14 protein-coding genes are annotated in these 10847 nt (G+C 68.5%); 10 read left to right on the top strand and 4 right to left on the bottom strand.

Annotated features, from left to right (window positions below):
* Positions 1-91: 91 nt before the first annotated feature.
* From RZE77_RS30345 to RZE77_RS30320, 6 genes are all read left to right on the top strand, one after another.
* Positions 92-1054, top strand: a complete 963-nt coding sequence (locus tag RZE77_RS30345) for an AraC family transcriptional regulator (protein WP_319443397.1) — start codon at positions 92-94, stop codon at positions 1052-1054.
* A gap of 229 nt (positions 1055-1283) precedes the next feature.
* The gene (paoA, locus tag RZE77_RS30340; protein ID WP_319443396.1) at positions 1284-1931 is read left to right on the top strand and encodes an aldehyde dehydrogenase iron-sulfur subunit PaoA; all 648 of its coding nucleotides are present in this window, start codon (positions 1284-1286) and stop codon (positions 1929-1931) included.
* Positions 1928-2878, top strand: coding sequence for an FAD binding domain-containing protein (locus RZE77_RS30335; protein ID WP_319443395.1), 951 nt, complete (start codon positions 1928-1930; stop codon positions 2876-2878). The genes paoA and RZE77_RS30335 overlap by 4 nt, the downstream gene beginning before the upstream one ends.
* A gap of 5 nt (positions 2879-2883) precedes the next feature.
* Positions 2884-5094 carry an aldehyde oxidoreductase molybdenum-binding subunit PaoC gene (gene paoC, locus RZE77_RS30330; RefSeq protein WP_319443394.1) on the top strand — a complete coding sequence of 737 codons (2211 nt, stop codon included), beginning with the start codon at positions 2884-2886 and terminating at the stop codon, positions 5092-5094.
* 170 nt (positions 5095-5264) lie between these two features.
* Entirely contained in the window at positions 5265-5576 is a 312-nt protein-coding gene (locus RZE77_RS30325) for a type II toxin-antitoxin system Phd/YefM family antitoxin (RefSeq protein WP_319443393.1), read from the top strand.
* Between the two features lies 1 nt (position 5577).
* Entirely contained in the window at positions 5578-6009 is a 432-nt protein-coding gene (locus tag RZE77_RS30320) for a hypothetical protein (protein WP_319443392.1), read from the top strand.
* Positions 6010-6048: 39 nt separating this feature from the next.
* Here RZE77_RS30320 and RZE77_RS30315 read toward each other — a convergent pair whose 3' ends face one another.
* The gene (locus RZE77_RS30315) at positions 6049-6621 is read right to left on the bottom strand and encodes a DUF3455 domain-containing protein (RefSeq protein ID WP_319443391.1); all 573 of its coding nucleotides are present in this window, start codon (positions 6619-6621) and stop codon (positions 6049-6051) included.
* Between the two features lie 195 nt (positions 6622-6816).
* On the opposite strand from RZE77_RS30315, the gene RZE77_RS30310 reads away from it, so the two are divergent.
* The 3 genes from RZE77_RS30310 to RZE77_RS30300 all read left to right on the top strand — a co-directional run bounded on the left by RZE77_RS30310 (position 6817) and on the right by RZE77_RS30300 (position 8880).
* A complete protein-coding gene (locus RZE77_RS30310) occupies positions 6817-7395 on the top strand; it encodes a sigma-70 family RNA polymerase sigma factor (protein ID WP_319443390.1) in 579 nt (192 codons plus the stop codon).
* A gap of 16 nt (positions 7396-7411) precedes the next feature.
* On the top strand, positions 7412-8155 hold the full coding sequence (locus RZE77_RS30305; protein ID WP_319443389.1) for an anti-sigma factor: 744 nt from the start codon (positions 7412-7414) through the stop codon (positions 8153-8155).
* A gap of 161 nt (positions 8156-8316) precedes the next feature.
* Positions 8317-8880 carry a fasciclin domain-containing protein gene (locus RZE77_RS30300; protein WP_319443388.1) on the top strand — a complete coding sequence of 188 codons (564 nt, stop codon included), beginning with the start codon at positions 8317-8319 and terminating at the stop codon, positions 8878-8880.
* Positions 8881-8896: 16 nt separating this feature from the next.
* Here RZE77_RS30300 and RZE77_RS30295 read toward each other — a convergent pair whose 3' ends face one another.
* The gene (locus tag RZE77_RS30295; protein WP_319443387.1) at positions 8897-9421 is read right to left on the bottom strand and encodes an arsenate reductase ArsC; all 525 of its coding nucleotides are present in this window, start codon (positions 9419-9421) and stop codon (positions 8897-8899) included.
* A gap of 141 nt (positions 9422-9562) precedes the next feature.
* A complete protein-coding gene (locus tag RZE77_RS30290) occupies positions 9563-9877 on the bottom strand; it encodes a hypothetical protein (RefSeq protein WP_319443386.1) in 315 nt (104 codons plus the stop codon).
* 351 nt (positions 9878-10228) lie between these two features.
* Between RZE77_RS30290 and RZE77_RS30285 the strand changes: the two genes are divergently transcribed.
* Complete coding sequence (locus RZE77_RS30285) at positions 10229-10420, top strand: hypothetical protein (protein WP_319443385.1); 192 nt, start codon at positions 10229-10231, stop codon at positions 10418-10420.
* A gap of 21 nt (positions 10421-10441) precedes the next feature.
* On the opposite strand, the gene RZE77_RS30280 is transcribed toward RZE77_RS30285, so the two are convergent.
* A complete protein-coding gene (locus RZE77_RS30280) occupies positions 10442-10816 on the bottom strand; it encodes a hypothetical protein (RefSeq protein WP_319443384.1) in 375 nt (124 codons plus the stop codon).
* Between the last annotated feature and the right edge of the window lie 31 nt (positions 10817-10847).

The following is a 10847-nucleotide window of genomic DNA, read 5'->3' as shown; positions in this document are numbered from 1 at the left end:
GATTTCTTGCCTGATCCTATGGCTTTGCCTCTCTTTTGGAGATGAAGGTTCGGCTGGCGCGTTAGAGTCTTCCGCGGAGGCTCCACGCAGCATGGCATCCAGACACCACGGCACGTCGGTTCAGGGCGGGCCGCCGCAGGAGGCGATGGCGCAGATCATTGGCGCGCGCACGCCGGGCGCGGGCGACTTCGAAACACCGATCGCCGGCCTGGGCTTCTTCAGGCGCGAATGTCCCGCCCCGCCCGTCGTCTGCATGGTCGAGCCGAGCATCGTGCTCGTTGCCCAGGGCGCCAAGCAGATGTGGGTGGGCGGCGAGGCCTATGCCTACGACACCTCGCGGTTCCTCGTCACCTCGCTGAACGTGCCCGCCAATTCGGAGGTGAAGGTGGCAAGCGCCGGGCATCCCTGCCTGGGGCTGGTCTTGAAGCTCGACGTGCGCATATTGGCCGAGCTGATCGCCCAGGGCAGCCTGCCGCCGCCGCGCGACCGCCCGGTCGGCGTGGGGGTGGGCATCGGCGCGGCAACGCCGGCGATCCTGGCGCCGTTCGCGCGCCTGCTCGAACTGCTGGACGAGCCCCATGCCATTCCCGTGCTCGCACCGCTGATCCAGCGCGAGATCCACTACCGGCTGCTGATGAGCGACCAGGCCGCGAGGCTGCGGCAGATCGCCTCGGTGGACGGGCAGGGCTACCGGATCGCGAGGGCCATCGACTGGCTGAAGCTGAACTACGCCTTGCCGCTTCGCATCGACGAACTCGCGGCGCGCGTGCAGATGAGTGCACCCACCTTCCATCACCACTTTCGCCAGCTCACGGCGATGAGCCCGCTGCAGTACCAGAAATGGCTGCGGTTGAACGAAGCAAAGCGCTTGATGCTGAGCGAACACTTCGATGCAGCGGGTGCGGCGTTCAGGGTCGGCTACGAGAGTCCCTCGCAGTTCAGCCGCGAGTACAGCCGGCTGTTCGGTGCGCCGCCCAAGCGGGACATCGAGGTGCTGCGCGGGGCCGCCAGGGGCACCGAGGCGCCCCCGCACGCGCTGGCGAGCCCGGCATAGAACTTCCGTTCTCAGCAGGTTTCGACCTCAGCGGATTGGGCAAGAAAACAAGCGCAATGCTCTATCAATCCCCGCGCGGCGCCGGAAAAATGGGGAGCCGAAGACACGATGAAACTGTTCGCAGGTGCATGGCATCCGTTCTCCTATTGCGACCGCCGATGGCGCGTGATATCAGGAAAAGAAACGATGGCCGATCGATGCACCCGAACCTCGAACGACAGGAGCCGACATGGACAGTCCCACGATTCCCTTGATCTCTCGGCGCGACGCACTCATTGCCGGCGCCGCCACCGCCACCGCCGCGGCGGTTTCTTCTTCGGCGCCAGCCGAAGCCGCGGCCCCGCAAGCAGCTGCAGCGGCAGGACCCCGCGCGAAGCTCTCGCTGAACGTCAACGGGCAGGCTCATTCGCTCGAGCTCGACACGCGCACCACCTTGCTCGATGCGCTGCGCGAGCACCTGCACCTGAGCGGCACCAAGAAGGGCTGCGACCACGGCCAGTGCGGCGCCTGCACGGTCATTGCCGACGGCCGGCGGATCAATTCCTGCCTGACGCTCGCGGTCATGCATGACGGCGGGCAGGTCACCACCATCGAGGGCCTCGGCACGCCGCAGAACATGCACCCGCTGCAGGCCGCCTTCGTCAGGCACGACGGCTACCAGTGCGGCTATTGCACGCCCGGCCAGATCTGCTCGGCGGTGGCCGTGCTCGACGAAATCAAGCGCGGGGTACCGAGCCACGTGAGCGCCGATCTCACCGCGCGCCCGCTGCTGTCGGCCGAAGAGCTGCGCGAGCGCATGAGCGGCAACATCTGCCGCTGCGGCGCCTACTCCAACATCGTCGATGCCATCACCGAGGTGGCCGGGAGCCGCACATGAAGCCGTTCACCTACGAGAAAGCGCAGTCGCCCGCGCAGGCCGCGGCGGCGGTCGCGCGCAGCCCCGGCGCCAAGTTCATTGCGGGCGGCACCAACCTGCTGGACCTGATGAAGCTGCAGATCGAGGCGCCCACGCACCTGGTCGACGTGAACGGCCTGGCGCTGGACAAGATCGAGCCGACGCCCGAGGGCGGCCTGCGCATCGGCGCGCTGGTGCGCAACACCGACCTGGCGGCCGACGAGCGCGTGCGCCGCGACTACGGCGTGCTGTCGCGCGCGCTGCTGGCCGGCGCCTCCGGCCAGTTGCGCAACAAGGCCACGACGGCGGGCAACCTGCTGCAGCGCACGCGCTGCCCCTACTTCTACGACACCGACCAGCCCTGCAACAAGCGCCAGCCCGGCAGCGGCTGCAGTGCCATCGGCGGCATCACGCGACAGCATGCGGTGATCGGCACGAGCACGGCCTGCATCGCGACCCATCCGAGCGACATGGCCGTGGCAATGCGCGTGCTCGACGCATCAGTCGAGACGGTGCGCCCCGACGGCCGCACGCGCGTGATCCCGATCGCCGACTTTCACCGCCTGCCCGGCAACACGCCGCACATCGAGACCGCGCTGGAGCGTGACGAGCTGATCACCGGCGTGACGCTCCCCAAGCCGATCGGCGGCGCGCAGATCTATCGCAAGGTGCGCGATCGCGCCTCCTACGCCTTCGCGCTGGTGTCCGTTGCGGCGGTCGTGCAGCGCGACGGCTCGGGCCGCGTCGCACTGGGCGGCGTGGCGCACAAGCCGTGGCGCGTGGAGGCCGCGGAGGCGGCGATGCCGCAGGGCGCCAAGGCGGTGGCCGCGCAGCTGCTGGCCGGCGCGCAGACTACGCACGAGAACGCATTCAAGTTGCCGTTGGCCGAGCGCGCGCTGGCCGCGGCACTGGCGCAAGCAAGGAGCTGAGCAGCATGAAATTCGACACGCCCGCCACCACCAATCCGATCGACCAGCTCAAGGTCATCGGCAAGCCGACCGACCGCATCGACGGCCCGATGAAGACCACCGGCACCGCACGCTACGCCTACGAACGCCACACCGAGGTGCCCGACGCCGCCTACGGCTGGGTGGTGGGCGCCGGCATCGCGAAAGGCCGCATCGCCTCGATGGACCTGGGCGCCGCGCGCGCCGCGCCGGGCGTGCTGGCCATCATTACCGCGCGCAATGCCGGCAAGCTCGGCAAGGGCGACTTCAATACGGCCAAGCTGCTGGGCGGCCCCGAGATCGACCACTACCACCAGGCCGTCGCGCTGGTCGTGGCCAACACCTTCGAGCAGGCGCGCGCCGCGGCGCAGCTGGTGCGCATCGCCTACACGCGAGCGCCAGGCCGCTTCGACCTGGCGGCCGAAAAGGATGCGGCGCAGATGCCCAAGGCCGATCCGTTTTCCGGCGAGCCGCAAACGAAGACGGGCGACTTCCCCGGCGCGTTCGCCGCGGCCGCCGTGCAGCTCGATGCCACCTACACCACGCCCGATGAATCACACGCGATGATGGAGCCGCACGCCTCCATCGCGCAGTGGCAGGGCGACAAGCTCACCATCTGGACCTCGAACCAGATGATCGCCTGGGGCGTCGGCGACGTCGCCAAGACGCTCGGCATCCCGAAGGCGAATGTGCGCCTGGTTTCGCCCTTCATCGGCGGCGGCTTCGGCGGCAAGCTGTTCGTGCGCGCCGATGCGGTGCTGGCCGCGCTGGGCGCGCGGGCGGCCAAGCGGCCCGTGAAGGTGGCCTTGCAGCGGCCCTTGATGATGAACAACACCACGCACCGCCCCGCCACCATCCAGCGCATCCGCATCGGCGCCGCGAGGGACGGCAAGATCACCGCCATCGCGCACGAAGGCTGGTCCGGCGACCTGCCGGGCGGACAGCCGGAGACCGCGGTCAACCAGAGCCGGCTGCTGTACGCCGGTGCCAACCGCCTGACGACCACGCGGCTGGCCGTGCTGGACCTGCCCGAAGGCAACGCCATGCGCGCGCCGGGCGAGGCGCCGGGCATGATGGCGCTGGAAATCGCGATGGACGAGATGGCGGAGAAGCTCGCGCTCGACCCGGTCGAATTCCGCGTGCGCAACGACACGCAGGTCGACCCGGAGAAGCCGCAGCGTCCGTATTCCCAGCGCAGGCTGATCGAATGCCTGCGCACGGGCGCCGAGCGCTTCGGCTGGAGCAGGCGCAATGCGGCCCCGGGACAGCAGCGCGACGGGCGCTGGCTCGTGGGCATGGGCGTGGCCGCGGCGTTCCGCAACAACCTCCTGATGAAGTCGGCCGCGCGCGTGCGCCTGGACAACCGGGGCATGGTCACGGTGGAAACCGACATGACCGACATCGGCACCGGCACGTACACCATCATTGCGCAGACCGCCGCCGAGACGATGGGCGTGCCGCTGGACCGGGTACTCGTGCGCCTGGGCGACTCGGCCTATCCCGTGTCGGCCGGCTCGGGCGGGCAGTGGGGCGCCAACAACTCGACCTCGGGCGTCTATGCGGCGTGCATGAAGCTGCGCGAGGCCGTGGCGAGCAAGCTGGGCTTCGGCGCGGTTGACGTGGAATTTGCCGACGGCATGGTGCGCGCCGGCGAGCGTGCGGTGCCGCTGGCCGAAGCGGCGGGCGCGGAGGGTTTGATGGCCGAGGACGGCATCGAGTACGGCGACCTCGACAAGAAGTACCAGCAGTCCACCTTCGGCGCGCATTTCGTGGAGGTGGGCGTCGATGCCGCCACCGGCGAGATCCGCGTGCGGCGCATGCTCGCGGTGTGCGCGGCGGGGCGCATCCTGAATCCCAAGTCGGCGCGCAGCCAGGTGATCGGTGCCATGACGATGGGCGTCGGCGGGGCGCTGATGGAAGATCTCGCGCTCGACAAGCGGCATGGCTTCTTCGTCAACCACGACCTCGCGGGCTACGAGGTGCCGGTGCATGCCGACATTCCCCACCAGGACGTGGTCTTCCTCGACGAGACGGACCCGATCTCCTCGCCGATGAAGGCCAAGGGGGTGGGGGAGCTGGGCATGTGCGGCGTCGCGGCCGCGGTGGCCAACGCCGTCTACAACGCCACGGGCGTTCGGGTGCGCAGCTATCCGATCACGCTCGACAAGCTGCTGGACCGGTTGCCGCCGGTGGTGTGAGGTGAGGCGGAGCGGGGCGGCCTTGCCTGCCGCGCATGACCGATATTCAACAGATCGGGCACGTTCCTGCGCCTGAAAAGACGCCGCGTTGATTTGCTTGAGCCTGCAAGTGCTGAGAGCGCTCTAAAATGAGCAAAATAACGAGCACTTTTCAGCTCTCGGAGATTCGCATGTCTATTTCGGTTCGCGACATTGTTCCGTTTTCAACGGCGCGCACCCACCTTTCGGAGCTCGTGCTGGAAGTGCAGAACGGCGCGGAAAAAATCATCACGAAGAACGGCGAACCGGCCGTGGCCGTGATCGATGCCAAACGGCTGGACCACTATCACCGGCTGGAGCGTGCACGCATCCACCTGTTGTTGCTGGACGAGGTCGACCAGGGGTTGGCAGATGTGCAGGCCGGCCGTACGGTGGATGCGCTGGAAGGCCTGGCGGAGCTGAAACTGAAGCGCAAGGCGCGTTCCGGCGGCACTGCCGGCTGAAATGGCTGGCCGCGAAGAAGAAGAGGGGGCGCCGCTGGCGCGCGTGCAGTACGCGCGCAACTTTGCATCGAACCTCGAAAGCATCGAGGCGTTCTGGCTCGACAACGATTTTGCGCAAGGCTATGAGCGCCTGCTCGATGCGCTGACCGATGTCGTTGTTCCGAACCTGCAGCGGCATCCTCGCATGGGCCGGCGTTTCCTGAACCGGGCCGTCGAATCGGTCGAGGCGAAGCGGCTTCTCGAGCGCATCGGGTTGCAGCTGTCGGCCTTGGGCTCCGATGCCGAGGTGCGCGAATACGTGATGGATGAATACCTGGTCCTGTACCTCGTGTCCGACGGCCATGCGGGTGATGCGGGCGGGGTCCGGTTGTTGGCGATCAAGCACCACAAGCAGCTCGGCTTCGATGTGCCTGGCAGTTCATCCGGAATCTGATCGCCAAGGATGACGCTGCACCCAGGCAGGTGGCAGCAGTCACATCGCCGGCTTGTAGAAGATGTAGTCCGCCTGGTACTGGACGACCTGCTTCTGGGTCACGTTGGCTGCGGCGCACGGCATGGCAGGTGTGATGCCGCCTCGCGTGTTCACCCGCTGGATGAAGCTCACGCCTTGCATGACGCCCATGCCGGTGGCCGGGTTGGCGCGCACCAGCTGCAGCGGGATGTTGCCCGTCCCGTTCGGTGCCACCGCCACCCGTGTGGCTGTCACTCGCGAACCATCCTTGCCTTCCCACGTGGCCGGCGGCCCGAAGTAGCGGCCCATTGCCTGGCCGCCTCGAGCGCTCAGTTTCGCATCGGGCCCGACAAAGAACCATTCGTGGCCGGCACCTGCTTGCGCCTTGGCGCGACATTCGTAGGTGATGGAGCCCGCACCGACGGTCTCCATGTCGACCCGATGGCCGGCCGGGACCTGGATCGCGCCCGGCAGGGCCGATTGCGAGAAGGGCGATGCGCTCGCACCCATGGTGTTGCTGGTGCCGGAGATGCCGGCACAACCGGTCGCGAGCGATACAGCGGCGATGACAGCCGAGACAGTAAGAGCATGCATGGCGGATCCTTTCGATGCGGAGCAGGACAAGGGCAGAGCGGCTTCGACCACGCGTGACCGGCGCGCTCCGCTGGGATACGCAGGCCTTTGCCCGGCGGATTCAATTCCGGGTTCGGCGCGTGGACATGGCTTCGAATCCGGGCACAGGCTCCGCGCGTACTCCTGGGATGCCTGTATCCACTTCACAATTCACGAATGACTGCCTTGCCCGATCCCGATGCCGACCTCATCGCCTTGCTCGACCGTGTTGCCGGGCGGGATCCGAAGGCGCTGCACAACCTCTACCAGCGCACGGCGGGCCGCTTCTACGGGCTGGCGCTACGGATCGTCCGCAAGCCCGAGTGGGCCGAAGACGTCCAGCAGGAGGCCTACCTGACGATCTGGCGCTCGGCCTCGGAGTACAGGGCCTCGCTCAGCCCTCCGATGGCCTGGATGGGGCTGATCGTGCGCAGCCGCGCGCTCGACCTGCTTCGGCGCCACCGCGCGGCAGGGGCAGGCCAGACCCAGGCGTTCGAGGAGGACGCAGCCGATGCACTGCCTTCCGCAGAACCCGGCCCGCAGGAGCTGGCCGATGCGAGCGAGCAGGCCTGGTTGCTGCATCAGTGCCTGCAGCAACTCGCGCCGGCACAGCGCGAGGCGCTGTCGCTCGCGTACCTGCGCGAGCTCAGCCACACCGAGTTGGCCCGGCAGCTGGCGCAGCCGCTGGGCACGATCAAGACATGGATCCGACGTGGGCTGGACAAGCTCCGGGTCTGCATGGAGCGCGCCGGATGAGCGCCGGGAGCCACGCATGAACATCGCCTCCAACCCGCGCCTGCTGGCACTGCTGTCCGCCGCGTACACCCTGGGAACGCTCGGTGCCGGCGCCCGGCGCCGCTTCGAATCCCTGGCGCGCGAGCAGGCGCCGGTGCGCGTCAGCGCCTTGCTATGGCGAGAGAGACTGGCGAGTCTCGTGGAGCTTTCGCCCGCCGTGGAGCCGCCGGAGGCCGTGTGGCTCCGCATCCGCAACCTGGTGGATGCCGAGCTCCAGCGAGAGCGCGCCGGGGCGCGGCCAGCGCCGCCTGTGCCCGAAGAGAGATGGTGGGGCAGCCTGGCGCTCTGGCGTGGTGTGGCTGCGGCCGGCGTGGTCGCCACCTTGCTTGCAGGTGTCGTGGGCACGCACTGGTGGAACGAGGCGCGGGGCGCGAGGCCGGTGCAATACGTCGCCATCCTTTCGGACGCCGGCGCGTCGCCATCGATGCTGGTGACCTTCGACCCGCGCAGCCGCCAGCTCACGCTGCAGCGCGTGGGCACCTATCAGGTGGCAGCGGACCGATCGCTGCAGCTGTGGGCGCTGCCGCCGGGCCGCGCGCCGCAGTCGCTGGGAGTGCTGGATGTGTCCGCCCGGGGGATGCGGCTGCCAGCCGACGCGGCCAGTCTGCAGCAGGCGCCAGCGCTCGCCATCAGTCTGGAGCCCAAGGGCGGCGTGCCGGGCGACCGCGGTCCGACGGGGCCGGTGTTGTTCTCGGGGCCGCTGGTCGAGAAGACGCTTTGAGGCAAGAGGGCAGCGATCGCGTGCGGCGCGCCGTACGCAGGTGCCGCCCACTTGGATTCAAGCCCCTTCGCCTTGGGCGGACTCGCATCCGGCGCGCGGGGGACAGCGTAGAGATGACACCTGCCAAACATCGGGCAGGCATCATCCCAAGGAGCTCTGTCATGTCTTCCCACTTCGCCTCTCGTCTTTGCGCTGCAGCTTTTTCCTCCCTCGTGCTCGCCGGTGCCGCCTCGGTGGCTCAGGCCCAGGTCATGGTCGGCGGTGCGCCCATGTATGCCACCAAGGACATCATCGACAACGCCGTCAACTCCAAGGACCACACGACGCTGGTCGCGGCGGTGAAGGCGGCCGGCCTGGTGGAGACGCTCAAGGGCCCGGGACCGTTCACCGTGTTCGCACCCACCAATTCCGCGTTCTCGGCGCTGCCTGCAGGCACGGTCGACAACCTGCTCAAGCCCGAGAACAAGGCCATGCTCACCACCGTCCTCACCTACCACGTCGTCCCCGGCAAGTGGGACGCCGCGGCGATCGGCCACATGATCATGGATGGAAAGGGCCAGGCCACCATCAAGACGGTGCAGGGAGAGCCGCTGACGGCGACGATGCGAAGCGGCAAGGTCGTGCTGACCGACGGCAAGGGAGGCATGGCAAACATCACCACCGCCGACGTCTACCAGTCCAATGGGGTCATCCACGTCGTGGACAAAGTGCTGATTCCCAAGTGAGGGCGGCGTGCCTGATCTACGGCGCGGGGGAGCCGGGCTCCCCGCCGGCAGGCGTGCCGATGCGCCGCGCCTCGGACTCGATCACCAAGCGGTCGATGCGCTCGTCCGGCAGGTTGACCAGCAGTTCCACGTGCCGGCGGATCGCGTGCATCGTCTTCACGAAGACGTCGATGTCGCCACCGCCTTCGGCACGGGGGTCCGGATGCGACCAGTGCGCCGCGGCGGGCTGGCCGGGCCAGACGGGGCAGGTCTCGCCCGCGGCCTCGTCGCAGAGCGTGACGACCAGGTCCATGTGCGGCGCCGAGGCCAGGCCGTATTCGTCCCAGCTCTTGCTGCGCAGCCCATCGGTCGGCAGGCCCGCACCTTTCAACGCTTCGATGGCCCGGGGATCGGGCTTCCCGTCCGGCGTGGGCGCATGGCCCGCGGAATACGCGAGGAAGCGGCCCTTGCCGAGATGATCGAGCAGCGATTCCGCGATCAGGCTGCGTGCCGCGTTGCTGTTGCAGAGAAAGAGAACGTGAACAGGGTGGCTCGGGTTCATGGCGTGGCAAAGGCGGCCGCGCGCAGGCGGCCTTCATGTGGATGATGATTCCGCGCATTGATCCCGACCGGCATGACGGGTGTATGACGCCCGCAATGACGGGCAGGGATTGCAGGCCGGCACGGGCGCCTCTCCCGGGCGCTATCTCATGTGCGCCAGGTCCCGAAGGTCCGATCGGATGGCGGCGCGATCCGTGCCCTGGAGCGGCAGGCTGACAAACAGTTCCAGCCGCCGGCGCAGTGCATACAGCGTCTGTATCGCCAGATGGGCGGCCTTTTCTGCATCGCCGGCCGCGGCAACATCCGGAAAAGCCCACAGCGCCGAGTCGGGTTGGCCCGGCCAGCGCGGTTGAAACGAGGATGTCGTTTCATCGAGGGTGATCACGAATTCCGCGCGAGGTGCGCTCGGCCGCACCAGGTCGTTCCAGTCGCGAGGCCGATGGTTGGGAACCGGCATGCTTGCGCTGTCGAGCGCGCCGATGGCCAGGGCGTGGTCCGCAGCGACTGCCCGCGGGGCGGCGTGCGGCTGGTCTGCCGGCTCGAGACCAGCGCCGCCATCGACGGCCTGCGCACGGTGACGGTGGAGGTGTATCTCGCGGAGGACGGCGGCAGGCCCAAGCGGGCTTCACGCGGGTCGAGGTGATGATTGCCATCACCATCATGGCCGTGCTGGAGCAGCGGACCGAAGACATGGCCCGGCTGCTGCGCGCGCTCGACCAGCTGGAACGCGACCTGGCCCTGCGCGCCACCGATGCGCCGCAGGCCGCCGCGGAGAACACGGCGCCATGGGCCGGCGCCGGATGCCGCCGTGCGCATCGCGGTGCTGGACGATGTCGCCATGTCCCGCGTGCGGGCATGGGAGCCTGGCCAGGGATGGCGCAACCTGCCAGCGGCTGCGCCAGCGCGGTCGCCCGCGACGGGGCTGGAGCTGGTGTTCGATATCCGCGCGGCGGGGAACGGCGACCTCCGGACCTTCCGCCGCGTTGTCGCGCTCGAGTGAAGCAGCCGCGGCCTGCAGTGCTCAGGGCCGGTTCATCAACGGCGAAGACGGCGCCACCGGCGGCGGGCGCTGCGGATGGACCGAGGTGCCGAAGGTATTGCCCATGCGGTGTCCGGTCGCGGCGCGGTTGAACAGGCCCAGCTGGTTCGATGGCCGCTGCGTGATGGCTTCCGACGCCATGCCTGGCGGTGCGTCGCCGGCGCCGCGCGGCGGGGCCGCGGGACTCAGCTTCTGCGTGAGGCAGGCATAGGAAGGCGCGCGTTCGCCGTTGACCATCACTTCGACGCAACTGTCCACGCCGGCATCGCCTGCCTGCGATGCAGCCTGTGCCGCGGCGTTGCCGCAAAGGCCGCATGCCGCGAGGGCCGCAGCGCCATACAAGAAAACCATGCGCATCTGCTCGCCTCCATCGCCGGGAATGCGGCAG

It is taken from the genome of Variovorax sp. SPNA7, assembly GCF_033807855.1.
Taxonomy (GTDB): domain Bacteria; phylum Pseudomonadota; class Gammaproteobacteria; order Burkholderiales; family Burkholderiaceae_C; genus Variovorax; species Variovorax beijingensis.
The sequence above is the reverse complement of the archived record's forward strand: the minus strand, read 5'-3'. Positions and strand labels throughout refer to the sequence as shown.

Coding starts and splice junctions, on each gene's coding strand:
- RZE77_RS30345 (WP_319443397.1), top strand. CDS start 92: ATGGCATCCAGACACCACGGCACGTCGGTTCAGGGCGGGCCGCCGCAG.
- paoA (WP_319443396.1), top strand. CDS start 1,284: ATGGACAGTCCCACGATTCCCTTGATCTCTCGGCGCGACGCACTCATT.
- RZE77_RS30335 (WP_319443395.1), top strand. CDS start 1,928: ATGAAGCCGTTCACCTACGAGAAAGCGCAGTCGCCCGCGCAGGCCGCG.
- paoC (WP_319443394.1), top strand. CDS start 2,884: ATGAAATTCGACACGCCCGCCACCACCAATCCGATCGACCAGCTCAAG.
- RZE77_RS30325 (WP_319443393.1), top strand. CDS start 5,265: ATGTCTATTTCGGTTCGCGACATTGTTCCGTTTTCAACGGCGCGCACC.
- RZE77_RS30320 (WP_319443392.1), top strand. CDS start 5,578: ATGGCTGGCCGCGAAGAAGAAGAGGGGGCGCCGCTGGCGCGCGTGCAG.
- RZE77_RS30315 (WP_319443391.1), bottom strand. CDS start 6,621: ATGCATGCTCTTACTGTCTCGGCTGTCATCGCCGCTGTATCGCTCGCG.
- RZE77_RS30310 (WP_319443390.1), top strand. CDS start 6,817: ATGACTGCCTTGCCCGATCCCGATGCCGACCTCATCGCCTTGCTCGAC.
- RZE77_RS30305 (WP_319443389.1), top strand. CDS start 7,412: ATGAACATCGCCTCCAACCCGCGCCTGCTGGCACTGCTGTCCGCCGCG.
- RZE77_RS30300 (WP_319443388.1), top strand. CDS start 8,317: ATGTCTTCCCACTTCGCCTCTCGTCTTTGCGCTGCAGCTTTTTCCTCC.
- RZE77_RS30295 (WP_319443387.1), bottom strand. CDS start 9,421: ATGAACCCGAGCCACCCTGTTCACGTTCTCTTTCTCTGCAACAGCAAC.
- RZE77_RS30290 (WP_319443386.1), bottom strand. CDS start 9,877: ATGCCGGTTCCCAACCATCGGCCTCGCGACTGGAACGACCTGGTGCGG.
- RZE77_RS30280 (WP_319443384.1), bottom strand. CDS start 10,816: ATGCGCATGGTTTTCTTGTATGGCGCTGCGGCCCTCGCGGCATGCGGC.